The 25,018-nt window shown below is 68.5% G+C and carries 28 protein-coding genes; 10 read left to right on the top strand and 18 right to left on the bottom strand.

Annotation, left to right across the window (positions count from 1 at the left end):
- Positions 1-118: 118 nt before the first annotated feature.
- From FDA38_RS25380 to FDA38_RS25345, 8 genes are all read right to left on the bottom strand, one after another.
- Positions 119-520, bottom strand: a complete 402-nt coding sequence (locus FDA38_RS25380) for a hypothetical protein (RefSeq protein ID WP_137256547.1) — start codon at positions 518-520, stop codon at positions 119-121.
- 382 nt (positions 521-902) lie between these two features.
- A complete protein-coding gene (gene hemB / locus FDA38_RS25375; RefSeq protein WP_137256546.1) occupies positions 903-1,886 on the bottom strand; it encodes a porphobilinogen synthase in 984 nt (327 codons plus the stop codon).
- Positions 1,887-1,891: 5 nt separating this feature from the next.
- A complete protein-coding gene (locus FDA38_RS25370; protein ID WP_137256545.1) occupies positions 1,892-3,619 on the bottom strand; it encodes a bifunctional uroporphyrinogen-III C-methyltransferase/uroporphyrinogen-III synthase in 1,728 nt (575 codons plus the stop codon).
- Entirely contained in the window at positions 3,616-4,497 is an 882-nt protein-coding gene (hemC, locus tag FDA38_RS25365) for a hydroxymethylbilane synthase (protein WP_137256544.1), read from the bottom strand. The genes FDA38_RS25370 and hemC overlap by 4 nt, the downstream gene beginning before the upstream one ends.
- Complete coding sequence (locus tag FDA38_RS25360; RefSeq protein ID WP_137256543.1) at positions 4,494-5,816, bottom strand: glutamyl-tRNA reductase; 1,323 nt, start codon at positions 5,814-5,816, stop codon at positions 4,494-4,496. The genes hemC and FDA38_RS25360 overlap by 4 nt, the downstream gene beginning before the upstream one ends.
- Positions 5,813-6,565 carry a redox-sensing transcriptional repressor Rex gene (locus FDA38_RS25355; RefSeq protein ID WP_137256542.1) on the bottom strand — a complete coding sequence of 251 codons (753 nt, stop codon included), beginning with the start codon at positions 6,563-6,565 and terminating at the stop codon, positions 5,813-5,815. Before FDA38_RS25355 ends, FDA38_RS25360 begins: the two co-directional genes overlap by 4 nt.
- Positions 6,566-6,678: 113 nt before the next feature.
- On the bottom strand, positions 6,679-6,915 hold the full coding sequence (locus FDA38_RS25350; RefSeq protein ID WP_137256541.1) for a glutaredoxin family protein: 237 nt from the start codon (positions 6,913-6,915) through the stop codon (positions 6,679-6,681).
- Positions 6,912-8,354: a class I adenylate-forming enzyme family protein gene (locus tag FDA38_RS25345; protein ID WP_137256540.1), complete on the bottom strand. Its 1,443-nt coding sequence runs from the start codon at positions 8,352-8,354 to the stop codon at positions 6,912-6,914. Before FDA38_RS25345 ends, FDA38_RS25350 begins: the two co-directional genes overlap by 4 nt.
- A 394-nt stretch (positions 8,355-8,748) precedes the next feature.
- Between FDA38_RS25345 and FDA38_RS25340 the strand changes: the two genes are divergently transcribed.
- Entirely contained in the window at positions 8,749-9,291 is a 543-nt protein-coding gene (locus tag FDA38_RS25340; protein WP_130384882.1) for a sigma-70 family RNA polymerase sigma factor, read from the top strand.
- 106 nt (positions 9,292-9,397) lie between these two features.
- Positions 9,398-10,612 carry a DUF5667 domain-containing protein gene (locus FDA38_RS25335; RefSeq protein WP_137256539.1) on the top strand — a complete coding sequence of 405 codons (1,215 nt, stop codon included), beginning with the start codon at positions 9,398-9,400 and terminating at the stop codon, positions 10,610-10,612.
- A gap of 73 nt (positions 10,613-10,685) precedes the next feature.
- Here FDA38_RS25335 and FDA38_RS25330 read toward each other — a convergent pair whose 3' ends face one another.
- The 3 genes from FDA38_RS25330 to FDA38_RS25320 form a co-directional block, all read right to left on the bottom strand.
- On the bottom strand, positions 10,686-11,846 hold the full coding sequence (locus FDA38_RS25330; protein WP_137256538.1) for a lysophospholipid acyltransferase family protein: 1,161 nt from the start codon (positions 11,844-11,846) through the stop codon (positions 10,686-10,688).
- On the bottom strand, positions 11,839-12,831 hold the full coding sequence (locus FDA38_RS25325) for an NAD-dependent epimerase/dehydratase family protein (protein WP_137256776.1): 993 nt from the start codon (positions 12,829-12,831) through the stop codon (positions 11,839-11,841). The genes FDA38_RS25330 and FDA38_RS25325 overlap by 8 nt, the downstream gene beginning before the upstream one ends.
- Before the next feature lie 61 nt (positions 12,832-12,892).
- The gene (locus tag FDA38_RS25320) at positions 12,893-12,994 is read right to left on the bottom strand and encodes a 30S ribosomal protein bS22 (protein WP_008356322.1); all 102 of its coding nucleotides are present in this window, start codon (positions 12,992-12,994) and stop codon (positions 12,893-12,895) included.
- A 110-nt stretch (positions 12,995-13,104) separates the two neighbouring features.
- Here FDA38_RS25320 and FDA38_RS25315 point away from each other — a divergent pair, with 110 nt between their 5' ends.
- A complete protein-coding gene (locus FDA38_RS25315; RefSeq protein ID WP_137256537.1) occupies positions 13,105-13,767 on the top strand; it encodes a class I SAM-dependent methyltransferase in 663 nt (220 codons plus the stop codon).
- On the opposite strand, the gene FDA38_RS42360 is transcribed toward FDA38_RS25315, so the two are convergent.
- Positions 13,764-13,937 (bottom strand): hypothetical protein, encoded by a 174-nt coding sequence (locus FDA38_RS42360; protein WP_170989854.1) that lies wholly within the window; start codon positions 13,935-13,937, stop codon positions 13,764-13,766. The two genes, FDA38_RS25315 and FDA38_RS42360, sit on opposite strands and share 4 nt — an antisense overlap.
- Before the next feature lie 104 nt (positions 13,938-14,041).
- On the opposite strand from FDA38_RS42360, the gene FDA38_RS25310 reads away from it, so the two are divergent.
- Positions 14,042-14,257, top strand: a complete 216-nt coding sequence (locus tag FDA38_RS25310; RefSeq protein WP_137256536.1) for a hypothetical protein — start codon at positions 14,042-14,044, stop codon at positions 14,255-14,257.
- Here FDA38_RS25310 and FDA38_RS25305 read toward each other — a convergent pair.
- Entirely contained in the window at positions 14,254-16,050 is a 1,797-nt protein-coding gene (locus FDA38_RS25305; RefSeq protein WP_137256535.1) for an AfsR/SARP family transcriptional regulator, read from the bottom strand. The genes FDA38_RS25310 and FDA38_RS25305 overlap by 4 nt on opposite strands.
- A 56-nt stretch (positions 16,051-16,106) precedes the next feature.
- On the opposite strand from FDA38_RS25305, the gene FDA38_RS25300 reads away from it, so the two are divergent.
- The gene (locus FDA38_RS25300) at positions 16,107-16,958 is read left to right on the top strand and encodes an alpha/beta fold hydrolase (protein ID WP_233714919.1); all 852 of its coding nucleotides are present in this window, start codon (positions 16,107-16,109) and stop codon (positions 16,956-16,958) included.
- Here the strand turns inward: FDA38_RS25300 and FDA38_RS25295 are convergent.
- The gene (locus FDA38_RS25295; RefSeq protein WP_233714918.1) at positions 16,948-18,183 is read right to left on the bottom strand and encodes an amidohydrolase family protein; all 1,236 of its coding nucleotides are present in this window, start codon (positions 18,181-18,183) and stop codon (positions 16,948-16,950) included. The genes FDA38_RS25300 and FDA38_RS25295 overlap by 11 nt on opposite strands.
- A gap of 64 nt (positions 18,184-18,247) precedes the next feature.
- Here FDA38_RS25295 and FDA38_RS25290 point away from each other — a divergent pair, with 64 nt between their 5' ends.
- Positions 18,248-18,730: a MarR family winged helix-turn-helix transcriptional regulator gene (locus FDA38_RS25290; RefSeq protein WP_137256534.1), complete on the top strand. Its 483-nt coding sequence runs from the start codon at positions 18,248-18,250 to the stop codon at positions 18,728-18,730.
- Between the two features lie 44 nt (positions 18,731-18,774).
- On the opposite strand, the gene FDA38_RS25285 is transcribed toward FDA38_RS25290, so the two are convergent.
- From FDA38_RS25285 to FDA38_RS25275, 3 genes are all read right to left on the bottom strand, one after another.
- Positions 18,775-18,990, bottom strand: a complete 216-nt coding sequence (locus tag FDA38_RS25285; protein WP_012923942.1) for a helix-turn-helix domain-containing protein — start codon at positions 18,988-18,990, stop codon at positions 18,775-18,777.
- A 118-nt stretch (positions 18,991-19,108) separates the two neighbouring features.
- Positions 19,109-20,284 carry an acetoin utilization protein AcuC gene (locus tag FDA38_RS25280; protein WP_137256533.1) on the bottom strand — a complete coding sequence of 392 codons (1,176 nt, stop codon included), beginning with the start codon at positions 20,282-20,284 and terminating at the stop codon, positions 19,109-19,111.
- Positions 20,285-20,300: 16 nt separating this feature from the next.
- Entirely contained in the window at positions 20,301-20,612 is a 312-nt protein-coding gene (locus tag FDA38_RS25275) for a hypothetical protein (protein ID WP_137256532.1), read from the bottom strand.
- A gap of 84 nt (positions 20,613-20,696) precedes the next feature.
- Here FDA38_RS25275 and FDA38_RS25270 point away from each other — a divergent pair, with 84 nt between their 5' ends.
- The 4 genes from FDA38_RS25270 (at position 20,697) to FDA38_RS25255 (ending at position 24,128) form a co-directional block, all read left to right on the top strand.
- Entirely contained in the window at positions 20,697-21,242 is a 546-nt protein-coding gene (locus tag FDA38_RS25270) for a TetR/AcrR family transcriptional regulator (RefSeq protein ID WP_137256531.1), read from the top strand.
- 247 nt (positions 21,243-21,489) lie between these two features.
- Complete coding sequence (locus tag FDA38_RS25265; protein ID WP_233714917.1) at positions 21,490-22,266, top strand: SGNH/GDSL hydrolase family protein; 777 nt, start codon at positions 21,490-21,492, stop codon at positions 22,264-22,266.
- Positions 22,267-22,419: 153 nt separating this feature from the next.
- Positions 22,420-23,385: a tryptophan--tRNA ligase gene (gene trpS, locus FDA38_RS25260; protein WP_137256530.1), complete on the top strand. Its 966-nt coding sequence runs from the start codon at positions 22,420-22,422 to the stop codon at positions 23,383-23,385.
- The gene (locus FDA38_RS25255) at positions 23,382-24,128 is read left to right on the top strand and encodes an endonuclease/exonuclease/phosphatase family protein (protein ID WP_137256529.1); all 747 of its coding nucleotides are present in this window, start codon (positions 23,382-23,384) and stop codon (positions 24,126-24,128) included. The genes trpS and FDA38_RS25255 overlap by 4 nt, the downstream gene beginning before the upstream one ends.
- Here the strand turns inward: FDA38_RS25255 and FDA38_RS25250 are convergent.
- Positions 24,114-25,016 carry a TIGR03560 family F420-dependent LLM class oxidoreductase gene (locus FDA38_RS25250; RefSeq protein ID WP_137256528.1) on the bottom strand — a complete coding sequence of 301 codons (903 nt, stop codon included), beginning with the start codon at positions 25,014-25,016 and terminating at the stop codon, positions 24,114-24,116. The two genes, FDA38_RS25255 and FDA38_RS25250, sit on opposite strands and share 15 nt — an antisense overlap.
- Positions 25,017-25,018: the final 2 nt, after the last annotated feature.

The raw sequence follows: 25,018 nt of genomic DNA, 5'->3' as shown, positions 1-25,018 counted from the left end.
AGCACCGGTGCCCCCTCACTCGCCCGAGCCGGGTCGTCTGCCAGGCACGCGTCCGAGTCAGCCCCACGCCGCACGCGCCTCGCCGTCCAGCGCAGGCCAAGCACGTGTCACGCCGATCTCACGCGTACGGAGGTCGCCATCTCCAGCACTCGTTGATCCGATCGAGGTCGGCTTGGAGGCGGCAGGAGTCTCGCCGAGGCAGGTTGCGTACGACGATGTGCAGGATCGCCTGGACCTCGAGCATCGGCGGGCAGCACTCCCAGATCCCACATCCCGTGTAGCGCGGGTCGTACAGGCGATGCGCCGGGTCCCGGACGAACCGCTCCCAGTGCTGGATCGCCTCCAGCACCTGCCCAGGCTGCAGGCGGGTGTTCTCCAGCCGAGCTAAGACGAGCCGACCGTGTGGGGACAGGCCGGGAAGGTTCGAGATTCGGGAGATCGTGGTGTGACCGTTGGTCTTCGTCATCCGCAGTCGCGCAGCAGACTCCGCGCGAACTTGAGCCGGGTGCTTACGCGGCATCGGCCTTTCGGTAGCTCAACATCCAGCCATGGTTTCACGGACGGGAAACGTTGGCTCGCAGTTTTTGGATGCGGCTGATGCGACCGACTGCCGACCAGTTCGCCACCAGGTTCGCAGCACGTGGGCGGCAGACCGACGATGGCGATTGAGTCACAGCAGTCATGGCTCATTCACAGCCGCCGTCATCTCGGTCGACGTATCCGGTGCGCCCGCCAAGTAGTCGATCGCGCGGCAGCGCGCAACCCCGGCGATAGCCGGCACGTCCGGCGGTAGCCGGAAAGGATGCACCGGCGATGAGCCGGGGGGTGGGTGTGGGCGCGCGTAGCAGGTGTGTCGAGGGGCGGAGCGACGAGGAACGCCTGCGTAGCGTGCGGGGGCCGACTTACCTCAGGAGGTGGGCTGCTGCTTCGGTGGCCCAGTAGGTGAGGATTGTGTCGGCGCCGGCTCGGCGGATTGAGGTTAGGGTTTCCAGGATGGCGGCTTCGCGGTTGATCCAGCCGTTGGCGGCGGCGGCTTCTACCATGGCGTATTCGCCGGAGATGTTGTACGCGGCAACGGGGACGTTCACGTGGTCGCGGACCTGGCGGATGATGTCGAGGTAGGCCAGGGCGGGCTTGACCATGACGATGTCGGCGCCCTCGGCGATGTCGAGGTCGACCTCGCGGATGGCGTCGCGGGCGTTGGCGTTGTCCTGCTGGTACGTCTTCCGGTCGCCGGTGAGCGACGAGTCGACCGCCTCGCGGAACGGGCCGAAGAAGGCCGACGCGTACTTCACGGCGTACGCGAGGATCACCGTGTCGATGAAGCCGGCCTTGTCCAGAGCAGCGCGGACCACGCCGACCTGGCCGTCCATCATCCCGGACGGGCCGACAACATGCGCGCCCGCCGAAGCCTGCGCGACGCCCATCTCGGCATAGATCGAGAGCGTCGCGTCGTTGTCGACCCGGCCTTCGGAGTCGAGTACGCCGCAGTGCCCGTGCGACGTGAACTCGTCGAGACACAGGTCCGACATCACCAGCAGCGAGTCACCGGCCTCGGCCACCGCGTCGGCGATCGCCACGTTCAGAATCCCGTTGGGATCCAGCGCACCGGACCCGACCTCGTCCTTCACCGAAGGTACGCCGAACAGCATCACCCCGCCGAGCCCGAGAGACGCCGCCTCAGCGACCGCCTTCCGCGCCGTGTCCCGGGTGTGCTGTACGACGCCCGGCATCGACCGGATCGGGATCGGCTCCCGAGCGTCCTCCCGGATGAACATCGGCAGGATCAACTGTCGCGGCTCGATGGTCGTCTCCGCGACCAGTCGACGTACCGCCGCCGACGACCGAAGCCGCCGCGGCCTGACCTCCGGGAAACCACCAGGCATGGAACTCAGCTCTTCCGACGAGATCCCGAGCGACGCTCGGACGGACGGGTGACCGGCTCACCGGCCTCCACCATGGTGTCACGCCGGTCCGCACCGAACCGGGCGAGGGCGTCGGCCAGCTCCTCGACCGACGGCGTCTCGGCCATCGCGTCGACGCGCAGGCCGTGCTCCTCGGCTGTCTTCAGCGTGGCCGGGCCGATCACCGCGATCACCGTCGACGCGTGCGGCTTGCCGGCGATACCGACCAGGTTCCGCACCGTCGAGGACGAGGTGAAGACGACCGCGTCGAACTTGCCCGACTTGATCGCCTCGCGGGTCGGCGCGGGCGGCGGGGCGGCGCGCACGGTCCGGTACGCCGTGACGTCGTCGACCTCCCAGCCGAGATCGGTGAGCCCGGCAACGAGTGTCTCGGTGGCGATGTCCGCGCGCGGCAGGAAGACCCGGTTGATCGGGTCGAGCACCTCGTCGAACGGCGGCCAGTCCTCGACCAGCCCGGCAGCCGACTGCTCACCGGACGGGACCAGGTCCGGACGGATGCCCCAGGCACCGATCGCCTCGGCGGTCTTGTCGCCGACCGCCGCGATCTTCAGCCCGGAGAACGCCCGCGCGTCCAGCCCGTAGTCGTCGAACTTCTCCCGGACCGCCTTCACCGCGTTGACCGAGGTGAACGCGACCCACTCGTAGCGTCCCTCGACCAGACCGCGGATCGCCTTGTCCATCTGCTGCGGGTTGCGCGGCGGCTCCACCGAGATCGTCGGGACCTCTTCCGGCGTCGCGCCGTACCGCCGCAGCCGGTCCATCAGCGGACCGGCCTGGTCCTTGGTCCGCGGGACCAGGATCCGCCAGCCGAACAGCGGCTTGGTCTCGAACCAGGACAGCGCCTCGCGCTGCTCGACCACCGCGCCGACCACGATGACGGCCTCGCCGGTCACCTTGGAAGCCCGCAGGTCCGCGACGATCGACTCCAGCGTCCCGACCACGCTGGTCTGCGCGGTCGTCGTACCGCCGACGGTCAGCGCGACCGGGGTTGCGGCGTCGAAGCCGCCCTCGACCAGGGCCGCGACGGTGTCCTTCAAAGTCTCGACAGCGTTCAGCAGGACCAGCGTCTGCTTCGGCTGCAGCCGGCTCAGGTCGAGCTTGTTCTCGGCCAGGTCGACGACGGTGACCTCGCGGTCGCCCTTCATCGTCAGCGGGATCCCGGCGTACGTCGGGACCGCGCTCACCTCGCTCACGCCCGGGACGACGTTGAACGCGATCCCCGCCTTCTTGCACGCGGCGGCCTCCTCGGCGCCGCTGGAGAAGGTGAACGGGTCGCCGGTCAGCAGGCGTACGACGTTCGCCGCGGTCTTGGCCGTCTTCACCACGAGCCGCGCCCGGGCCGCGATCCGCAGCGCCCGGCTGCCCTCGGCGCCGGAGCCGTCGACGACCTCGACGCCCGCCTTGCAATAGGTCAGGAACGCGTCGTGTTCGGGGCCTTCGACAACGACCGCGTCGGCGTTGGCGAGCACGTCACGGCCGGCCAGCGTCAGCAGTGCGGGGTCACCGGGGCCGACGCCGACGAATGTCACGTGGCCGAGTGGTCTGGTCTGCTTGACGGTACTGGTCGCAGCCTTCTGAGGTGCCGCGGTGGCCGCTGTCTTCGCGCTCACGTCTGCCTTCGCCCTCGTCGTTTTCCTGCTCGTCTTGTGGGCCGTCTTGTGGGCCGCCGTCGTAGTGCCCTGTGCCGGTGTCATGTTCGCTCCAGCAGTTCGTTCGCCAGCGCCTTGCCGAGAGACACCGGGTCGTCCACCGGCCCGTTCGCGGAGAGCCGTCGTACGCCGTCCTCCTGGCCGAGCGCGCCCCGCAGCCACAGCTCCGGGCCGTCCTCACCCTCGACCACCTCGGCCAGCGCGCCGACCGGAGCCGTGCACCCTGCCTCGAGCGTGGCCAGCAGTTGCCGTTCCGCCGTCACCGCTGCGCGGGTGGCCGGGTCCTCGAGGTGCGCCAGGGCGGCCAGCACCTCGGCGTTGTCGGACCGGCACTCGATGGCCAGCGCGCCCTGCCCCGGCGCGGGCAGCATCTGGATCGGGTCCAGCGTCTCGGTGACCTCGGCGAGCCGTCCGAGCCGGGACACCCCGGCGCGCGCAACGATCACCGCGTCTACCTTGCCGTCGGCAACCAACGCGATCCGGGTGTCCACGTTGCCGCGGACCCCGGTGCACTCGATGCCCAGGCCGAGCGCGTCGATCTGCGCGACGCGACGTGCGGCCCCGGTGCCGATGATCGCGCCGCGCGGCAGCTCGCCGAGCGTCAGACCGTCGCGGGCGACGAGTACGTCGCGCGGGTCCTCGCGGAGCGGGATGGCGCCGAGCACCAGTCCGTCGACCGGCGCGGTCGGGAGGTCCTTGAGAGAGTGCACCGCGATGTCGATCTCATTGGCCAGCAAGGCGTCGCGCAGTGCGCTGACGAAGATGCCGGTGCCGCCGATCTGCTCGACCGGGGCACGGTTGACGTCACCGGTGGTCGTGATCAGCACGAGCTCGACCTCGTGGCCGAGCTTGCGCAGCTCATCCGCGACGAGGGTCGACTGCGCGGTCGCGAGCGCGGAGCGGCGGGTACCGAGCCGGATCATGCTTGCTCACCTCCACCGTGCCGGGCGTCCGCGGGGGTCTTGCTGGTCTCCTCGGGCGACTTGACCGCAGTCACGGCGTCGACCGTTGCCTGATCGAGCGCGAACAGCTCGCGCAACGCGTCGGCGTACGTCGGTCCGCCGGGGTCTCCCCCGAGCTCCTTCACCCGGACCGTCGGGTTGTGCAGCAACTTGTCGACGACGCGACGGATGGTCCGCCCGACCTCGTGCCGCTGCTGCTCGTCGAGGCCGGGCAGGCGGCGGTCCAGCCGCGCCAGCTCGGAATCGACCAGCTCGGTCGCCATCGTCCGCAGTGCAACCACGGTCGGCGCCACCGATGCGGCCCGCCGGGTCGCCTCGAACGCACCGGTCTCCTCGCCGACGATCCGCCGTACCTCGTCGATGTCGGCCTCGCTGCCGCCCGCCGTACCAGCGAGGTCAGCCAGCGTGACCAGCGTGACGCCGGGGATCCGCGCCGCCTCGGGTGCGACGTCCCGCGGCAGGGCGACATCGAGTACGCCGAGCGGTCGCCCGTCCGTCGCGTTCCGGATCATCTCTTCGGTCAGTACGACGCCTCGCGCGCCGGTGCACGACACGATCAGGTCGGCCTCGCGCAGCGCATCCGGTACGTCGGCCAGCGGGATCGCCGTACCGCCGATCCGGTCGGTCAGCGCGACCGCGCGGTCATAGTTGCGGTTGGCAATGGTCACGCTCTTCGCGCCGCCGTTGAGCAGCGTCTGGGCGGCCAGCGAGGCCATCGAACCGGCGCCGACGACCAGTGCCCGGCGGCCTTCGAACCCGCCGACCGCTTCGAGCCCGGCCGAGACGACCGAGCGTCCGGCGGAGTCGATCCCGGTCTCGGTGCGGGCCCGCTTACCGACCCGCAACGCGTGCTGCAGCAGGGCATTCAGGTCGGTGCCGACGGTCTCCAGGTCCTGGCCGACGCGCAGCGTCTCCTTCACCTGGCCGAGGATCTGGCTCTCGCCGACGATCATCGAGTCCAGCCCGACCGCGACCTGGAACAGGTGCGCGACCGAGCCCTCCTCGAAGTGCACGTAGAGGTGCTCGGCCAGATCCAGCAGCGGTACGCCGGTGACGTCGGACAGGATCGCGGTGACCTCGTCCATCCCCGCGTGGAACCGGTCGACGGTCGCGTAGACCTCGGTCCGGTTGCAGGTGGCAAGTACTGCGGACTCGGCAACGGCGGGCGTGTGCTTGACGGCCAGGGCCAGCTTGGTCGCCGCGTCCGCGTCGAGCGCGACCCGCTCGAGGACGTTGATGTCAGCGGAACGATGACTGATGCCGACGACCAGGTAACTCATGCGCCGACACCCCCGACACTCGGGAGATCCGTCAGACCGTTCATCGCTGGTAGCTCGGGCACCTGGGGGAGCGCCGCCTCTCCGGACTTTCGTTGTTCGTGGTACGCCAGGATCTGCAACTCGATCGAGAGGTCCACCTTGCGGATGTCGACGCCGTCGGGCACGGACAGCACCACGGGCGCGAAGTTCAGGATGCTGGTCACGCCGGCGGCGACCAGCCGGTCGCAGACCTCCTGGGCCGGACCGGCGGGGGTGGTGATCACGCCGATCGAGACCCGGTCGCGCTCGACGATGTCCTCGAGCTCGGCGAAGTCGCGGACCTCCATGTCGCCGATCCGCTCGCCGACCAGCTTCGGGTCGGCGTCGAGCAGGGCGACGATCCGGAAGCCACGGGTGCCGAAGCCGGAGTAGTTCGCCAGCGCGTGGCCGAGGTTTCCGATCCCGACGATGACCACGGCCCAGTCCTGGGTGACGCCGATCTCGCGGGCGATCTGGTAGCGCAGGTACTCGACGTCGTACCCGACGCCGCGGGTGCCGTACGACCCCAGGTAGGACAGGTCCTTGCGGAGCTTGGCCGAGTTCACGCCGGCCGCGGTCGCCAGATCCTCGCTCGACGCGGTCGCGATGCCACTGTCCGAGAGCGCGGTCAGGGCCCGCAGGTAGACCGGCAAGCGCGCGACAGTCGCCTCGGGGATGCCGCGTTCGGTTCTCGTCGGCGGGCCGGGGCGACGGCTGCTGGCACGCGTCACAATTCTCCTGGGAGCGGTTGGTTCACCGCGGTCTGACGGCCGGCGGCGGTTCTTACTCTAGGAGCTTGTGAACGTGAGAACAAAATCGGCGATGGGTGACCTGCAAGACACGCCTAGGTTGTCAAGGCCTTCCTGAGTCTTGCCGGGTCCACCCGCCAGAAGTCGTGCTGCTTCCCGTCCACGAACGTGACCGGGATCTGTTCGCCGTACTGCGTGAACAGCTGGTCATCCTGCGTGATGTCGACCTCGGTCCACTCCACGCCGAGCTCACCGCAGACCGCGCGGATGATCTCCCGGGCGTCGTCGCAGAGATGACAACCCGGCTTCCCGTACATAACGACCTTGCTCATCGATCCCGCAACCGTCCCTTGGCGACCTTGCCCGTGACCGAGTGCGGCAACTGGTCCACGACCTCGATCTCCACCGGCGACTTGAACCGCGCGAGCCGGCCGTCGGCGTACTCACGGACCGCCGCGACATCCACCGTGGTGTCGGCATTCGGTACGACGAACGCCTTCACCGCCTCGCCCGTCTCCTCGGACGGCATACCGATGACAGCTGCCTCCCATACGCCGGGAGCACCGACCAGCACCTCTTCGACCTCGCTCGGGAAGACGTTGAAGCCGGACACGATGATCAGCTCGCGCAGCCGATCGACCAGGAACAGGTCGCCGTCCGAATCCAGGAACCCGACATCGCCGGTCCGGTACCAGCCTTCGGCATCGGGCCCGTCCACACCGTCCGGCCAGTAGCCGGAGAACAGGTTGCCGCCGCGGATCAGGATCTCGCCGGGGTCGTCACCCTCGACGTCCTCGCCCTGCTCGTCGGCGATCCGGAGCTCGACGTTCGGCAGCGGGCGGCCGACCGAACCGGGCTTCGGCTCGGATTCGCCCAGGGTCGTGGTGACACCCGGGGACGCCTCGGTCAGGCCGTACCCCTGGTGGACGAAGTGGCCGCTCACCTGCTCGAAACGATCCGCGAGCGTGCGGTCGAGCGTCGACGCGCCGGTCAGCACGACCTTGACCGACCGGAGTGCCTCGCGCAGATCGGCTCGGCCCAGGAGGGTGTGCAGCGCCGGCGGGGCGAGCGGCAGCCGCGTCACGCCGTACTTGCCGACCAGGTCGAGCGTCTCCTCCGGGTCGAACCGCTGCTCGATGATCAGCGCGGCGCCGGTCGCGACGGCCCAGCCGAGGACGGCGTTCAGCCCGAACGCGTGGAACATCGGCAGCACCCCGAGGACCACGTCCTCGGGGCCCATCCGGTCCTCTCCGAGCTCGGTGAGGTTCTGCACATTCGCGGAAAGTGCCCGATGGGTGAGCATCGCGGCACGCGGATCCCCACTGGTTCCGGACGTGTAGAGCAGGACCGCGAGCGCCTCGGGATCGATCGGCGGCGGTAACGGAGCGTCACCTTCGAGCTGGCCCGGCGCCACCGTCCGGACACCCTCGATCCGGTCCGCGAGGCCCGGTCCGGCGACCGCCAACCGAGCTCCGGAGTGTGCCGCGACGGTCGCGATCTCAGGCTTGGTGAGCCCGGTGTTCAGCGGTACGGCGACCAGCCCGGCCCGGAGAATGCCCAGGTAGGACGTGACGAAGTCGATGCTGTTGGCAACCAGGAGCAGGACCCGGTACCCGGGCACGAGGCCGGCCGCGGCAAGCCCCTGCGCGGTCCGGTCGACGGCCTCGTCGACCTCGCCCCAGGTCAGCCGCCGGTCCCCGTCGACCAGCGCGGGACGCTCGCCGTGCCGTTGCGCTGTGTCACGAAGAATGTCCGCGAAATTCACGTTCACCAGGTGAGTCTGTCACGCCCGGGGGTGGCACCAACTTTCAACCGGCTTGCGCAGAACGGTTGCAGCAGAGCGTGACCACCGATATACAGGTGACTTCGCGGGCGCGCTTCTGTCGAACCTCACACTGCAGAAACCCGGCCGCGCGGGGAACCTCATGCGCGATGCACCACCATCCCCGACAGCAGGCTGCTCCGACCTACGGACGCAGTCCGCTGGCGCATTCGTGACGACCAGACCGGACGGAAGGCGGCACGCCTCAGGCTGTTGACAGTGTGCGTTCGAGCGGTAACGCTCTGTCCTGTCCCAGCCACTGTGGCCATTCGCGGATGTGTCAGAAGACGTGTCAGTTGAACGGGGAGAAAACTTGACCACGCCGGAGCCAAGCCCGGACGGGATGAGACGTGCAGAGCTCGTCGATCGCGCCCAGGCCGGGGACGTCGGTGCCTTCGGTGAGCTGTACGACGAGTACTCGCTCACCGTCTATCGCTACATCTATGCGCGGGTGTCCTCGTCGGCACTCGCAGAGGACCTGACCAGCGAGACCTTCGTCCGGGCGCTGCGCGCGCTGGACTCGTTCCGCTGGCAGGGCCGGGACTTCGGCGCCTGGCTGGTGACGATCGCCCGGAACCTGATCACCGACCACTACAAGTCCGGCCGGGTCCGGCTGGAAGTGGTCACCGACGAGATCGAGACCCACGACCGGCAGACCGAGGGTCCGGAGATCGATGTGCTCGCCGCCGCCACCGCAGAGGTCCTGCGGGACGCGGTCGCGGGCCTGCCCGACGAGCAGCGCGACTGCCTGACGATGCGGTTCTTCGCCGGCCTGTCGATCGCGGAAACGGCCAAGGCGCTCGAGAAATCGGAGGGCGCCGTCAAGCAACTGCAACTGAGGGCCGTGAGGCACTTGGCGAAGGTTATCCCCAAGGACTTGAGGTGAGGCGGATGACAACGAATGTCTTTCGTAACCCGTCAGCGAGTTTCCTCGTTCCTCTTCATGAGGACCTGTCGGTAACCCCGACTGGCCATTGAGGAGAACGAACATCATGAGTGACCTACACAGGGCTCGAGCGCGCGCGGAGTCATTCGCGCACGCCGTCGATCACGGGCCCCGTCACTCCGCGCGACTGAGCGAAGACCCCGAGTTGCTGGAAGCTGTGGAGCTGGTCGGACGGCTGAGGACCGCCGGCGCAGTTGCACCGCGACCGGAGTTCAGCGCCGAGTTGCGGCACCGTCTGCTGGAGCAGGCGGCGGCGCGCGCGGCGACCACTGCGACTCCGACGATGGTGCGCAGCGCACCGGACAGCTCGGACGACCCGCCGGGTCGCGAGGACGTTGGCGCGTCCGTGACAGATATCCGCCGCCGACAGGGCCGGAGGATCCGGCTCGTGGCCAGTACCGCCGCGCTCGTGCTGCTCGGAGGTGGCATCGGTTCTGCCGCCGCCGCCCAGCAGGCGATGCCCGGCGACACCTTGTACGGAATGAAGCGCAGCATCGAGAACGTGTCGACCAATGTGAGCGTCGGGGACGACTCACGCGGCCGGCGCGACCTCGAGCACGCGATGACCCGATTGTCCGTTGTCCGCGAGCTCGCCGACAACGGCGGTTCGGTGGGCACGATCAACGCGACCCTGGACGACTTCTCGGCGCAGTCCCGCAAGGGCGTGTCCCGATTGGTCGCGTCGTACCAGCAGGACGGCGACGAGAGTTCGATCAGCGCGATCACGGCCTTCATCACCAGCGCCCGCCAGGCTCTTGTGGGGCTCGCGCCCAAACTCCCGCCGGAGTCGCTGAAGTCCGGAGTGGAGGCGCTGGCGACGATCGAGCAGCTGGCGCAGCACACGTCGGCAGCCTGCCCGAAGTGCGCGGCACCGAAGTCGGCCAACACCGGCGGCGGCACCAACACCAGCAAGCCGAACCGGACGACGCCCGGTAACGGCGAGCCGAGTGATCCGGTCAAGCCGGGGACGAGCACCAAGGCGTCCTCGACGATCCCGACACCCGGTGCGTCGACCACGCTCCAGCCGAGCACGGCGCCGACCCAGCTGCCGAACACCACGATCGTCGAGTCCACGGCTCCGCCGCCGACGGTCCTGAAGACGCCACCCAAGCCGTCGTCGTCAAACTCGCCGATTGCGACGCCCACGGTGCTGCCTTCTACGCTCACCCCGACCACGCCGTCCTGGCCGTGGCCGTTCCCGACGACTCCCCTGATCGATCTTCCGGGGATCATCCAGACCCTGCTTCCGCCCTGGAAGTAGGACCCTGGAGGTAAGACGCAGAGAAGCCCGGCACACCGATCGTGTGCCGGGCTTCTTGCTGTGTCCGGTGGGTTCAGAAGAAGACGCTGCGGCGTTGCATCAGCAGGGTGTAGAGGGTCTGCTGGATGGTTTCGCGGACCTGGTCGGTGACGTTGAAGACCAGCATCGGGTCGTCCGGGGCGCCGTCGGGGAAGTCGTCGGTGCGGATCGGCTCGCCGAACTCGATCAGCCACTTCGACGGCAGCGGGATCAGGCCGAGCGGCCCGAGCAGCGGGAAGAACGGCGTGATCGGGATGTACGGGACGCCGAGCAGCCGCGCCAGCGAGGCGATGTTGCCGACCAGCGGATAGATCTCCTCGGCCCCGACGATCGAGCACGGGACGATCGGTACGCCGGTCCGCATCGCGGCGCTGACGAACCCGCCCCGCCCGAAGCGCTGCAGCTTGTACCGCTCGGCGAACGGCTTGCCGAGACCCTTGAACCCTTCGGGCCAGACCCCGACCAGGTTGCCCTGGCGGAGCAGCCGCTCGGCGTCGTCGTTGTTCGCCAGGGTCGCGCCGCCCTTGCGGGACAGCTCGCCGACGAACGGCGTCTGGAACACCAGGTCCGCCGCCAGCGTGCGCAGCGGCCGGCCGGTGTGGTCGTTGACGACGACCTGGGTCACGAGTCCGTCGATCGGCATGGTGCCCGAGTGGTTCGCGACGATCAGCGCACTGCCGTCGGTCGGAATGTTCTCGATGCCCCGCACCTCGACGCGAAACCATTTCTCCACCATCGGGCGCAGCATCGGCAGCAGCACCTGGTCGGTCAGATCGGAGTCGTACCCGAACTCGTCGAGCTCGTAGTCACCGCTCAGCCGCCGCCGCAGGAACGCCAGCCACTCGGCGACCCGGCGCTCGCCGTCCTCCCCGAACAGCTCCCGCACCATCCGCTCGAGCCGCCCGAAGTCGAGCCCGCTCAGGTCCAGCCCCGACAGATCGGGCCTATCCACATCCGGCACGATCCCCAGAGCCTCAGCGCCCGCCTCATCCGGCCCCGCCGCGCTCCGCGGGTCAACCGCCCGTCCACGCCCGGCGGCCTTCCCGTCGGCGGACTGGTCGGTTCCGGCGCGGTTGTTCTTCTTCTTGTTCGGCCCCGCGAGCGCACGAGCGGCGGCGGAGGGCGTCGTACGGCGTCCGCTCCCGCGGCCGGGCCGGCCGCCGGAGCCGATCGGGATCACGTCCGCGTCAGCCACGCAACGCTCCCAGCCCAGCGCCGAGCACGCCCGCGACCCGCGTCATCGCGCCGACCCCGAGCGAGGTCCGGAAATCGTCGAACGCCTCCGCGGTCGTGTACTTCGGCTCGAACCCGAACTCGGTCCGCATCCGGGTCGTGTCCACACCGCGCCCATAAGTAAGAAAGGTGATCTGGTCAGGCGAGAAGTCCGCCAGCCGCGCCCGCCGGACGGCGGCAGCCGTGCTGGACGCGGTGAACGACGGCAGCCGCAGCGTCGGCCGGCCGAGCCGGCGGATCGCCTGGGACAACGAGAGCATGCCGTCACCGGCCAGGTTGAAGGTCCCGGGAAGATCGTTGACGGTCGCGCGCAGGATCGCCTCGACGCCGTCGTCCTCGTGCAGGAACTGCAGGCGCGCGTCGTACCCGAAAACAGTCGGCACGACCGGCAGCGCGAAGTACCGCGTCATCGGGGAATCGGTCTTGGGGCCGATCCAGTTCGCCATCCGGAGCGTGGTGACGCAGACGTCGGGGCGGCGACGGGCGAAGCCGCGCACGTACCCCTCGACCTCGACCGCGTCCTTGCTCAGTCCGTGGTGATGGATCGCGCGTGGCGCCATCTCCTCGGTGAACATGGCCGGATCACGCGGGCCGGCGCCGTACACGGTGGTGGAGGACTTGACCACCAGTTTGGCCACGCCGGACGCCTTCTGGCAGGCGGCGAGCAGCTGCATGGTGCCGATGACGTTGATCTCCTTCATCGACGAACGACCACCGGCGCTACCCGGGGTCGCCACGACGCCCGTATGGACGACCGTATCCACGCCTTCGGCCGCGATCACCTTCGCGATCACGGGATTGCGGATGTCTGCCCGGACGAACCGGACCCGCCCGAGCTCGGCCCGTGGCGGGACCACATCGACCCCGAGCACGGTGCCGATCGCCGGGTCATCGGCCAGCCTTCGGGCACAGCGAGCACCGGCGTCCCGCGAGACGCCGGTAACCATCACTACCTGTGCCACGAGCTACCCCCAGCCGGACCGGGCGCGGCGGAACAGTACCTGCCGGCTACTTGCCGAGCTTGCGGCGCTGCACCCGCGTCTTCTTCAGCAGCTTGCGGTGCTTCTTCTTCGCCATACGCTTGCGGCGCTTCTTGATTACGGAACCCACGTCTGACCATCCAAACTCAAAGAGAACGTCGGCAAAGCTTACCCGTAGGTCACTGTCCCGACCTAAAGCAGCCTCCTCGACTAAACTTGACATGACCTGGGGAGGCCGTTTTGAGGGCTCGGTACGACGGTTTGGCGGACTGGTACGAAGAGCGGTTCGTGGAGGGTTCGGAGCCACATCAGCCCGGCGTCCTGGAGCTGCTCGGCCCCGGTTCAGGACCGTGTCTCGACATCGGCTGCGGCACCGGGCGGAACTTCGAATCGATCCGGGCCAGCGGACGCAGCGTCGTCGGGCTGGACTTCTCGAAGGACCAGCTGAGCCTGGCCCGGACCCGAACCGACGGACCCCTGGTGCACGGCGATGCCGCCGTGCTTCCGTTCGCCGACGCGTCCTTCGACACCGCGATCACGATGTGGATCTCGACGGACGTCGACGACTTCGGCGCGGTCCTGCTCGAGGCGGCGCGGGTGCTGCGCCCGGGCGGCGTGCTGGTGGCGTACGGCGTGCACCCCTGCTTCAACGGACCGCACGTTGTGTACGAGGAGGACGGCCGCCGGACCGCCCACCCGACCTACCGGCAGTCCGGCTGGCACGACGAGTCGCCGTGGTGGAGCGCGGAAGGTATCCGTCGCCGGATCGGTATGCGCCATATGCCCCTGGCGGAGTATCTGAACGCGATCGTCGAGTCCGGTCTGACGGTCGAGCGCTTCGAGGAGCCGACCGGCCCCGACATCCCGCACGCGTTGGCGTTCCGCGCGCGTCGTACCAACTAGGCGGCTTTGCGGACCGTGACCTCGGCGACCGGCTTGGTGAGGACTGCCAGGTGTGGGGTCGCGGTGGTCTTGGTGGTGCTCGCGTAGGCGGCGGGGGTGAAGGCGACGGCGGCCAGGCCCAGGGTGGCGATGGTGCCTACGGCAACTGTTTTGACGATTCGGATCGGCATCGGGAGCCTCCTTCTGGTTGGTAGTTCCATCCTGGTCGCGCGGGCTGCGACGGTCCTGGAAGGAACCTGGCAGCCTGCTGGGAATGGCGCAGTACGGTGGGCGTATGGCGTACGTCGTCTTTGTCGGTGGACTCGTGGTGGTGCTCGCGGGGCTGACCTGGTTCGCCTCGTGGGCGAAGCGGCGGGGTCGCGGGTCCGGGGTGGCCGGCGCGTTGGCGGCGTACGAGGAGGCGTATCGGACGACCGCGCACCAGTCACACCACGAGCTGCGCCAGCAGGCTGATCGCAAGTCCGAGAGTGGCTCCCCGGACGATCTTTAACGCAAGAAGTCGGCGACCGGGCCAAGTGTGAGCAGGCCGCTGCCGCCTGCGTGCTCTTCTGCGGCAGTGCCCAGAGCGGTCTGCGCTTTCTCCAACAGTTGGGCGTCGCCTGATTGCCTGGCCGCGTGAGCAGTTAGTGCCCAGTAGGTCTCGAGTAACAGCCCGGGCGGCGGGTTCGGCGATCCCTTCACCCACGGGGCATGCGGGCCGTAGTCAGCCTCGGGGATCGGCTCGCCATGGCGGATCGCGTGCGCGGCCAATGCCAGCGGGAGAAGGCCTTCGCTCAGCCCTGGCATGCCGGCGCCGTCCAGCAGAGCAGCGGCTGCGCGGTAGGACTCGGGGGTGTCAGCGCGGAGGGCGGCATACCAGCGGGTGAAGACCTCGACGAGCGGGAGCTCGTGGCGGGCGGCCAACGCGTCGGCGGCTGCGGCGTGTTCGTCGGCGGCTGTGTGGTCGGCTCGTGCGCACGCGGACTGGAGCCGGATCAGGTGGCCCAGAACCTCATAGGTAAAGAGGTTGTGGCGTTGCGAGAGGGTGACGAGCTCGGCGCCGATCGCGTCGCGGGCTGGAGCGAGACCGGCTCGGTAGCAGGTCTGCATGAAGACGCCGTTGAGCGTGAAGGCCAGCAGCGCTGGGTCGTCGAGACCGCGCGCGAGTCCCTCGGCCTCGAGCGCTGCCTCGTGAGGTCGTGATGAGCGGGAGCCACGTGATTCCAGTGCGATGGTCGCGAGCAGGCGGGCGCGGATGCTCGGGTGGTGCTGCGTCGGTAGAACCCGTTCGGCCGCAGCCACGATCGCCGCGGCCTGCGTCTCGTCGTCGGAGCGCGTCCAGATGGCAGGTACGTCGTACGCGCCGATCACTCGCGCCGTCAGATCGGGATCACCCAACTCCTCGGCAGCCGTGATGGCAGCGAGGCGATGTCCACGCGCGGCCTCCAAGCCGCCACCACCGGTGACCGCGAGGTTGCGGAGTAGTCCGACGGTCGACTCGATCCGGGCGCGTGTCCCGCCGACCACGCGGTCGTACGCCGCGGCCGTCTCCGCCCAGACACTGTCGGCCGGCGTGAGATGCGCGGCTTGGTTGAGGATGTCGGTCTCCAACCGGCTGAGCGCCGGGCCGGGATCAACACCGAGCTGACCGACCAGAGTCTCCCGGGCGCGACGCAGTACGGCGAGAGCGTCGCCCTGCCGCTCGCTCCGGTACAAGGCCAGCGCGAGCAACCGCCAGGCGTCCTCACGCCACGGATGCTCAGTCACATGTGCGTCCAGGTCCGGCACTGCCTCCGCTGCGAGCCCCAACGCCAGCCGCGCCTCCCCGACCCGCTCCACGGCCCGCAGCCGCAACTCGTTCAACCGCGAGCGCCCGGCCAGCGCCCACCCTTCATCCGCAAACTCCGCGTACGCCGGACCCCGCCACAACGCCAACCCCGCAAGCAGTCCCGGCAGCAACTCCCCAGGCGGCAACGACGCCCCCACCGCCGCCTCGAACCGCCACGCATCCACAGCCTCGGTCCGCAACGCATAACCAGGCCCCTCGGTCACCAGCAACCGAGCCGGCTCCCTCGGCGCCCGCTCCGGCTCGATCGCCCGCCGCAACGCGGCCACAAACGTCCGCAACGCACTCAACGCCCCCGCCGGCGGATCCACCCACAGGTCATCCACCAGCACGCCCGCCGGCACAACCCGCCCTCGCGCCACGATCAATCGAGCCAACACCGCCCGATGCCGAGGCCCCTTCAAATCAACCGGCTCCCCGTCCCAGGCCTCGACCGGCCCAAGCACCCCGAACTCCACCCAGCCACCGTAGCGTGCTCATCGAACGCTCATCGGCATCCAGCAGGCTGATCGGCGTGAACGAATTCGACTACCACCGCATCCACGCGAACGGCGTGACACTCAACGTCGCCGTCACCGGGTCCGGCACTCCGGTTGTCCTGCTCCACGGGTTCCCACAGACGCATCTGATGTGGCGGAAGGTCGCTCGTGAGTTGGCGGGTGAGCACACGGTGATCTGTCCCGATCTGCGCGGGTATGGCGAGAGTGACAAGCCGGACGGGGACTACTCGAAGCGGACGATGGCGGCGGATGTTGTCGCGGTGGCTCGGGAGTTGGGGTACTCGCGGTTTGCGTTGGTGGGGCATGACCGGGGGGCCTTGGTCGCGTTTCGGGCTGGGCTCGATCATCCGGACGTGGTGTCGCACCTGATGTGCTTGGACGTGTTGCCCACGCTCGACATGTGGGAGGTGATGCACGGTACGAGTGCGGCGGTCGGGTTCCACCTGTATCTGATGGCGCAGCCGGCCGGGCTGCCGGAGCGGATGATCGCGGCGGCGTCCGACGACTTCTTCGGGTACTTCCTGGATCTCTGGGTGAAGGATCCCGCGGCGATCCCGCCCGAGGTGCGGTCCGTCTACCTGGAGGCGTCGCGGCGGGCGGTGCCGTCGATCGTTGCGGACTACCGTGCTTCGGCGACGATCGACGTCACGCACGATTCGGAAGATCTTGCTCAGGGCAACAAGCTGCGGATGCCGGTGACGGTGATCCAGCAGGACTGGGGCGCGGCGCTCGGCTTCGACGCGGCCGCGCGCTGGAAGGCCTGGACGATCGACCTCCACCACCAGACCACGACCGCCGGCCACTTCATGGCCGAGGAAGCACCGGACGAGATCAGTACTGCGATCCGCGCACTCCTCAAGCGGTGAGGTACGCCGTCGACTCGGCCAGCGCACCGAGAGCCTGATCCAACGACGTACTGACCAGGTGGCCGTCGCGCTTCACCGGCGCACCTCCGACGAGGACCGTTTCCACGTTGCCGGGATGCGCTGCGGTCACCACCGTCGCGACCGGATCGTGCAGCCCGCCGACCAGGTTGATGTCCGTACTGCGCAACAGGATCACATCAGCCTTGTTGCCAATAGCAAGCGAACCGACCTCGGCCAACCCGAGTGCACGAGCACCACCGAGCGTGGCCAGCTGCAGCATCTCTGCGGCGGAGAACGCCTTGTAGCCAAGGGCAAGCACCTCGTGCATCGCGCGGAATATATCACCGCCGGAGGTGGTCACAACATCGATCCCGAGGCTGAAATCAACCCCGGCGGCGCGGAGTCGACCTGCCAGCGGCTGCCCCATCTCCATCCGCGCCTCGACTGTCGGCGTGATCGAGACGGCCGCGCCGGTCTCGGCGATCACCTTCAACTCGGAGTCGGGCAGATTGTTCCCGTGCACGTACAGGGTGTTCGGCCGAGCCAGGCCGGCGTCGCGTAGTTGCGTGATCGGATCCGGCGTCTGCGAACTGCTGCTGATATGCACCACAACCGGCACGCCCAGCGAGTCCGCGAGCTCCCAGTCCGCCTGGACAGCCTCGAACGGCACGAACGAAGGCCCGATCGCGGCGACCGCAAGACCAAGGCGGTCGGACTGCCGCGCCATGATCCGCCGCATCTCCGCCGGATTGACAGCGCCACCGCCGAGCGGCGAGGGACCGTACCCGAAGACCGCCCGGATCCCGCTACGCTCCAACGCATCCAGAGCCGCGTCGGCATGCTCGGGCGTCCGCTGGACATGTGAGTAGTCCTGAACCGTCGTGATTCCGGCGTTCAAACACTCCAATGCACCGACAAGGTTGCCTGCCGCAACATCTTCGGCGCGGAACCGGGAACCATAAGCGCCGAGCACCCGCTCGAAGTACGTCCCGAGATCGTCGTCGACCGTGGTCCCGCGCAACGCGGTCTGCCACAGATGCCGATGCGTGTCCACGAACCCCGGCAGCACGATCCGCTCGCTCGCGTCGATCACCTCGGCATCCACGTCCAGCTCGGGCCCGACCGCGGCGATCCGCCCGTCCTCGATCAGTACGTCGGCCCCCCGGCGTACGACCACCTCCGGGAAGGTGTCGATCACGGTCCCACCCTTGAGCAACAGCCTCACAAACATCTCCCTCAGTAGAAAGCTTTCTTAAAAGCTATCACCAAAGGGATTTAGACTGTCAACCGTGAACGACGACCCGGTGGACCAGCTGATCGCTTCGTGGCAGCAGGAGTTGCCCGAGGTCCTGCACCCGACCAGCGAGCTCGCGAAACGGATCATGGTGCTGGCAGCGGAGCTGAGCGAGTCGACCCGGCAGATCCTCCGCGACCTCGGCCTGACCACCGCGGAGTACGACGTGATCGTGTCCCTGCGTCGCGGCGGTACGCCGTACCGGCAGAAGCCGTCCGACCTGAGCCGGAATCTCCTCCTGTCCTCCGGCGGCACCAGCAACGTCACCAACCAGCTCGTACGCCGGGGCCTCGTCACCCGCGAGCCGGATCCGGACGACGGCCGCGGCACGCAGATCCGCCTCACCCCCGAGGGGATCAGCTTGGCGGAGCAGGCGGTGAAGGCGAGCTCGGCCGCGCACCACGAGCTCTGGGCCGATCTGCCGGACGAGACCGTCGCTCAGGCCGCGAAGGCGCTCCGGGCGCTGTTCAGAGCATGACGAAGGGGCCGGTCCAATGGATCCGGCCCCTTCGACTCTCGTTGTTATCCGGCTTGGAAGAAGGCGCCTTTGAGGTAGTCGTGCACGGCGTCCTCCGACACCCGGAACGAACGACCTACCCGCACCGCGGGCAGCTCTCCGGAGTGCACCAAGCGGTACACAGTCATCTTGGACACGCGCATGGCCGTGGCGACTTCCGCCACGGTCAGGAACTTCACCTCGGCGAGCGGCTGCTCACCACCGGACTTCTTTGATGCCATTGCGCACCGCACTTCCAGCACGGATCGTGCGCCGGCTTCCCCTCCGGCACCTCCGTCCGTGCATGCAACGAGCGTAGTGGCTGTTGGTACGAATGGGAAAGAGGGGGACTCCTGTGACTCAGTAGGTTGTATCAAGACCTAACAAAGGGAAGCTCGCGTCGCGTGTCGCCTTGATCGAGCGGTCGAGCCAGGTGTTGGGGTTGTAGCCGGTCGACCAGTCGACGTACTTCGCGTCCTGCCCGTCGGTCATCCGCATCGGCGCGACCCGGCCGAACCGGATCTGGATCTCCTCGCGCCACCCCTCCGGCACCGGCGTCAGCGGGTCGATCGGGTCGCCCGCGACGATCGCGAGCAGGTGCGTCCAGGCTCGCGGTACGACGTCGATGATCGCGTACCCACCGCCGCCGGTAGCGACCCACTTCCCGCCCGCCACCTCATGGGCAAGGTCGTGCAAGGCCACGTACGCCGCCCGCTGTCCGTCGATGGTCTTCGTCAAGTGAGCCAGCGGATCCTCGACGTGCGAGTCGCACCCGTGCTGCGTGACCAGCACGCTCGGCCGGAACGCCTTCACCACGTCCGGCACGATCGCGTGGAACGCCCGCAACCAGCCCGCATCGCCGGTCCCCGGCGGCAGCGCGACGTTGACCGCCGTACCCTCCGCGCCTGGCCCGCCGGTCTCGCCGGGACTGCCCGTCCCCGGGAACAGCGTGGTCGGCGACTCGTGCAGGCTGACGGTCAACACCCGCGGATCGTCGTAGAAGACGGCCTGTACGCCGTCCCCGTGGTGCACGTCGACGTCGACGTACGCGACCCGCTCGGCGCCGTGGTCGAGCAGCCACTGGATCGCGATCGCCGGGTCGTTGTACACGCAGAAACCGCTGGCCTGGTTGGGCATTGCGTGATGCAGACCGCCGGCGATGTTCGCGGCGTGCAGCACGTCGCCCTCCCACACCGCCCGCGCCGCCTCGACCGAAGCGCCGACGATCTGCGCCGAGACCTCGTGCATCCGCGGGAAGCAGTAGGTGTCGGACGTGCCGAGCCCGTGGATCGGATCCGCCTCGTCGGGGTGGTCCCCGGCGTTCTTCACCGCGGCGACGTACTCCGGGGTGTGCACGGTCTCGAGCAACGCATCGTCCGCCGTCGGCGCGGGCACGACCTTCAGTTGATCGAGTACGCCGAGCGCCCGCGCCAGCTTGATCGTCAGCTCGACCCGGATCGGACTCATCGGGTGCCCCCGGCCGAAGTCGTACGCCGTCAATCCGTCGTCGAAGACCAGCAACGCCTCACCACTCATGCCCCGACGATAACCGTCAGGCCTTGGGCATGGGTTTCCCGAATCTTCTGTTCAGGCGGAAAGCGCCGCCGCCGGCATGAAAGACGGTCATCACGGCGGCGCCCAGCAGCCCGGCGATCGCGGCCGGCCAGGGATGAGCCGCGACGTGGGCCGGGACGATCAGCGCGCCGGCGATCACGAACGCGACGAGGCCGCCGACCGCGTTCCTGATCGGGGAGTTGCCGGTGAGATTCGGATACTCGCGGGCGCTGATGCCCTGCACGAAATGCGGCATGCCGTTGAAGGTCATCAGCCCGGCCAGGAACGTCAGCAGAATCGCCTGGATCATCGAAACTCCTCATTCGGTCTACATGTGTTGACTGAACCGTAGACCGGCACACCTCGCTGAGTCAACATGCGTAGACTGAACTCCATGGCGACCAGGGTGGAACAGCGGCAGGCGACCGAGGCGCGGATCCTCACCGCCGCGCGGCAACTGTTCGGCGAGCACGGCTTCGATCGGACGACGATCCGCGCGATCGCGACCGAGGCCGGCAGCGACCCCGGCCTGGTGATGCGGTACTTCGGGTCCAAGGAGAAGCTGTTCGCGCAGGCAGCCGCGATCCCCGCAGACGGACCGATCGAAGGCACGCCGGAGCAGATCGCCGAGCTACTGACCGCCGCGCTGACCGAGAAGCTGACCGACGAGCCCGCGGCCTCGCTAGCTGCTCTCCGCGCGATGTTCAGTCATCCCGAGGCGGCCGAAGAGGTGCGGGCGGCGATGACCTCGCAGCAGCGGCAGATCGCGGCGCAGTTGCCCGGGGACGACGCCGTACTGCGGTCCGGGGTGATCGGGGCGTTGACGCTCGGGCTGGTGATCAGTCGGCACCTGGTCCGGCTGGACGGGCTGGATGCGTCGCCGGAGGAATTGATGGCTGTCGTCGGGCCGTTCATCGAGGAGCTGACGACCGGAACCTGAGGCAAGAGCGACGAGCCGGCGCAACACCCCTCCCTGGTTGCGCCGGCTCGTCGGTGGTCCAACAGTCGATTCATCGGCAGCGGACTGCAAAGCGTTACAGAATTTGCAGGTTCCTGCAGATCTACGCCTGAGCAAGCGCTCGAATGGGCCCTTTTCGCGCCGTTTTCGGTGTGCTTCGACTGCGGACAGTGAGATTCGGACTTGCGGGGGCCGCGGAGCAGGCCGCACAGTACCTCCCGTGAGGCAAATGAAACCCAACCGGCGGCAGATCTTCACAGTCGGAGCGGCAGCCGCCGTCTCTGCGGCCGTCTCTACCGAAATCGCATCCGCCACCACGGCGTCCACCTCTGCCGATACGATCGACGGCTTCGCGGCCGCCACCACCACGACCACCGGCCCGTACGGTTCGGGCGTGCTCGGCTCCTGGGCGAACGGTACGCGCGCCATCTCGACCACCGCACAGATCCACCGCGTCCTCGACACCGACGGCGTCTACATGTTCGGCGACAGCATCTCGGTCCAGGACGGGAAGTCGCTCGCGACCCGGCTGCTGGGTCGCGACGGCAGCCAGATGGCCGTCAACAACTGGTCCAGCCGGCCCACCTCCGGCGCCGTTGACGCGCTGCAGCAGTGGGCAGCGGCGTACGGCCTGCCGCGACGGGTCCTGATGGCGAGCGGGTCGAACGACATCTTCGACCCGCCGAAGTTCGCCGCCCAGCTCGACCGGGCGATGAGCATCGTCGGCCGCAACCGGATCGTGTACTGGGTCAACATCCAGGCCGTCCGCAAGAGCGTCGGCGCGACGATTCAGCTCGCGGACCAGCGCAACAGCTCCTGGCTGAACATGCAGATGTACGACGCGCAGGAGAAGTACTCGAACCTGCGCATCATCCGCTGGGCCGAGTGGCTCTGGGTCAAGCCGTACCGATTGCTGAACTACCTGCGCGACGGCGTGCACCCGTCGGTGCCGTTGGGTCAGGACGCCCGCAACGAATTGATCGTCCAGTCGCTGACCGCGCGATGAGGTACGCTCGATCCGTGAACACGAACTTGCAGCTGTGGTGGGCCGCCTAGGGCGGTCCACCCGGCGTGTTCGCACGCAGCCACCAAGGCCGCCTCTCCGAGGCGGCCTTTTTCGTTGCCCTCGGTGGGGCCCACACACCGAAAGGCAACGATCATGACCGCACTGTCCGGCATCACCCCGTCCGGCCGGCTGACGCTCGGCAACCACCTCGGCGCGCTGCGCCGGTTCACCGACCCGGACGGCTTCTACTTCGTCGCGAACCTGCACGCGATGACGACCAAGCACGACCCCCGAAGACTCGCCGCGCTCACCCGCGAGTTCGCGACGCTGATGCTCGCGGCCGGCGTACCCGAGGGCACGGTCTTCATCCAGTCCGACGTCCCCACGCACGCCCAGCTCGCGTACCTGCTCGAGTGCACGTCGTACGTCGGTGAGCTGTCGCGGATGATCCAGTACAAGGAGAAGGGCAACCGCCCGATGACCCGGGCGTCGCTGTTCACGTACCCGTGCCTGATGGCCGCGGACATCCTGCTGTACGGCGCGGAGCGGGTCCCGGTCGGCGGAGACCAGGACCAGCATGTCGAGCTCGCCCGCGACATCGCGATCCGCTTCAACCGCGAGTACGGCGAGACGTTCGTCGTACCGCAGCTGAACAAGGCGGCGCTGGCGACCCGGGTCAAGGACCTGGCCAACCCGACCGCGAAGATGAGCAAGTCCGCGGCCGACGACGCGATCGGCACGATCCGGCTGCTCGACCCGCCGGACGTGATCCGCCGGCAGATCATGCGCGCGGTGACGGACTCCGAGAACGAGGTCCGGCACGACGAGGCGAACAAGCCGGGCGTCACCAACCTGCTGGACATCCTGGCAGCGTGCACCGACGGCGACCCGGTCGAGCTGGCGAAGTCGTACGCGACGTACGGCGCTCTCAAGCAGGATGTGGCGGATGCCGTTCTCGCGGTGATCGACCCGCTGCAGAAGGAGTACGCGCGGCTGACGACCGACCCGGGAGCGATCGACCAGCTGCTCGCGCAGGGCCGGGACCGGGCGCTCGACGCGAGCACTCCCCGACTCCAGGCAGCGACGCGAGCCATGGGTTTGGCAGGATCGGCACCATGAAGCTCCGTGCCGCCACCTTCAACATCCGCAACTCCTCCGCACCGGACGGCGACAACGCCTGGCCGGTACGGCGGAAGGCGGCGGTGGCGGCGATCGAGCACCTGGACGCGGACGTGGTCGGGCTGCAGGAAGTGCTGCCCGACCAGCTCGAGTACCTGCGCTGGCGGTTCCCGAAGTACGAGATCGTCGGCGCCGGCCGGGACGACGGGATGAGCGCGGGTGAGCATTCCGTCGTCCTGGTCCGGCCCGGCGACTGGCGGATCGAGCGGCACGAGACCCGCTGGCTGTCCGACGATCCGGGTACGCCGGGATCCGTCGGCTGGGACGCGGACCTGACCCGGATCGCGACGCTGGTCTGGCTGCGGCACCGCAACGGTACGACGGTCGGCGTCGTCAACACGCACTACGACCACGCCGGCGAGGTCGCGCAACTGCAGTCGTCGCGGCTGATCGCCCGCTGGATCAGCGGATCGCTGCCGTGGATCGTGATGGGCGACCTCAACGCCACGCCTGACTCTCCGCCGGTGAAGTCGCTCGTGGAGTCCGGCCTGTCCCTCGCCGTACCGCTCGAAGCCGGGGGCAGCTGGCACAACTTCACCGGCACTGAGGACGACGACCGCATCGACCACATCCTCGTCACACCGACGTGGACGGTGACCGACGCGGCCGTCTCGCACTACCGCCCGGACGGGCGCGTACCCAGCGACCACTGGCCCGTGGTCGCGACACTAGATCTTCTGTAGCACTTCCTCGCGGAGACGCTCCAACGCATCGAAACGCCGGTTGCCGTCGCCGAGGAACGCGTCCGGCACGAGCAGCTCGTCGATCCCGGCCGCCGGGTACTGCGCGACCACGTCGAGCACCTCCTGCGCCGATCCCATGATCACGTGCGCGCCGCGACTCTCGAGCCTTTCCTTCCGCTCCGCCGCCTCGGCATCACCCGGTACGACGACCTCCAGGAACGTCTGCGCCGACCGCCTGATGCTCTGCGGATCCCGCCCGACTCGCTCACAGTGCTGCGCGAAAACCACTCCCTTCTGCGCCGCTAGGTCCGGTCGGCCCCAGTGGTTCCACTCGTCGGCGTACTTCGCAACGATGCCCAGGGCAACCTTCTCCCCCGACGCGCCGATCAGGATCGGGAGCTGCGCCGGCTTCGGCTCACACGGCGCATCGGTGAGCTGGTAATACTTCCCGTCGAACGTCGTCCGCTCCTGCGTCAGCAGGCCCTTGATCACCTGACAGGCTTCCTCGAACCGCTTCAGCCGCGGACCGATCGCCGGCAGCTCGATCCCGTACACCTCGTGTTCGTTGACCTGCCACCCCGCGCCGATCCCGAGCACGAACCGTCCGTTCGCGATCTGGTCGATCGTCGCGGCCGCGTTGGCGACCACCGCCGGGTGCCGGTACGTATTGCCGAGCACCATCGAGCCCACCCGCACCCGCGAGGTGCGTGCGGCGATGCCGGCCAGCAGCGCGAGAGCCTCGTTGACCGGGACGGTCAGGTCGTCGCTGTTCTGCATGAAGTGATCAGCTATCCAAACGCCGTGCCAGCCGGTGCGCTCGGCGTACTCGGCACCTTCGAGTACGCCGTTCCAGGTCCGGGAGGCTGCGGGCCACAGAGAGAAGTCCATGC

This window comes from Kribbella jiaozuonensis, assembly GCF_005233875.1.
Taxonomy (GTDB): domain Bacteria; phylum Actinomycetota; class Actinomycetes; order Propionibacteriales; family Kribbellaceae; genus Kribbella; species Kribbella jiaozuonensis.
The sequence above is the reverse complement of the archived record's forward strand: the minus strand, read 5'-3'. Positions and strand labels throughout refer to the sequence as shown.

What these genes read in the sequence shown, in the direction of transcription:
- FDA38_RS25380 (WP_137256547.1), bottom strand. Translation starts at nt 520, where the DNA reads ATGCCGCGTAAGCACCCGGCTCAAGTTCGCGCGGAGTCTGCTGCGCGA.
- hemB (WP_137256546.1), bottom strand. Translation starts at nt 1,886, where the DNA reads ATGCCTGGTGGTTTCCCGGAGGTCAGGCCGCGGCGGCTTCGGTCGTCG.
- FDA38_RS25370 (WP_137256545.1), bottom strand. Translation starts at nt 3,619, where the DNA reads ATGACACCGGCACAGGGCACTACGACGGCGGCCCACAAGACGGCCCAC.
- hemC (WP_137256544.1), bottom strand. Translation starts at nt 4,497, where the DNA reads ATGATCCGGCTCGGTACCCGCCGCTCCGCGCTCGCGACCGCGCAGTCG.
- FDA38_RS25360 (WP_137256543.1), bottom strand. Translation starts at nt 5,816, where the DNA reads ATGAGTTACCTGGTCGTCGGCATCAGTCATCGTTCCGCTGACATCAAC.
- FDA38_RS25350 (WP_137256541.1), bottom strand. Translation starts at nt 6,915, where the DNA reads ATGAGCAAGGTCGTTATGTACGGGAAGCCGGGTTGTCATCTCTGCGAC.
- FDA38_RS25340 (WP_130384882.1), top strand. Translation starts at nt 8,749, where the DNA reads ATGAGACGTGCAGAGCTCGTCGATCGCGCCCAGGCCGGGGACGTCGGT.
- FDA38_RS25335 (WP_137256539.1), top strand. Translation starts at nt 9,398, where the DNA reads ATGAGTGACCTACACAGGGCTCGAGCGCGCGCGGAGTCATTCGCGCAC.
- FDA38_RS25325 (WP_137256776.1), bottom strand. Translation starts at nt 12,831, where the DNA reads ATGGTTACCGGCGTCTCGCGGGACGCCGGTGCTCGCTGTGCCCGAAGG.
- FDA38_RS42360 (WP_170989854.1), bottom strand. Translation starts at nt 13,937, where the DNA reads ATGCCGATCCGAATCGTCAAAACAGTTGCCGTAGGCACCATCGCCACC.
- FDA38_RS25310 (WP_137256536.1), top strand. Translation starts at nt 14,042, where the DNA reads ATGGCGTACGTCGTCTTTGTCGGTGGACTCGTGGTGGTGCTCGCGGGG.
- FDA38_RS25285 (WP_012923942.1), bottom strand. Translation starts at nt 18,990, where the DNA reads ATGGCATCAAAGAAGTCCGGTGGTGAGCAGCCGCTCGCCGAGGTGAAG.
- FDA38_RS25280 (WP_137256533.1), bottom strand. Translation starts at nt 20,284, where the DNA reads ATGAGTGGTGAGGCGTTGCTGGTCTTCGACGACGGATTGACGGCGTAC.
- FDA38_RS25275 (WP_137256532.1), bottom strand. Translation starts at nt 20,612, where the DNA reads ATGATCCAGGCGATTCTGCTGACGTTCCTGGCCGGGCTGATGACCTTC.
- FDA38_RS25270 (WP_137256531.1), top strand. Translation starts at nt 20,697, where the DNA reads ATGGCGACCAGGGTGGAACAGCGGCAGGCGACCGAGGCGCGGATCCTC.
- FDA38_RS25265 (WP_233714917.1), top strand. Translation starts at nt 21,490, where the DNA reads ATGAAACCCAACCGGCGGCAGATCTTCACAGTCGGAGCGGCAGCCGCC.
- trpS (WP_137256530.1), top strand. Translation starts at nt 22,420, where the DNA reads ATGACCGCACTGTCCGGCATCACCCCGTCCGGCCGGCTGACGCTCGGC.
- FDA38_RS25255 (WP_137256529.1), top strand. Translation starts at nt 23,382, where the DNA reads ATGAAGCTCCGTGCCGCCACCTTCAACATCCGCAACTCCTCCGCACCG.
- FDA38_RS25250 (WP_137256528.1), bottom strand. Translation starts at nt 25,016, where the DNA reads ATGGACTTCTCTCTGTGGCCCGCAGCCTCCCGGACCTGGAACGGCGTA.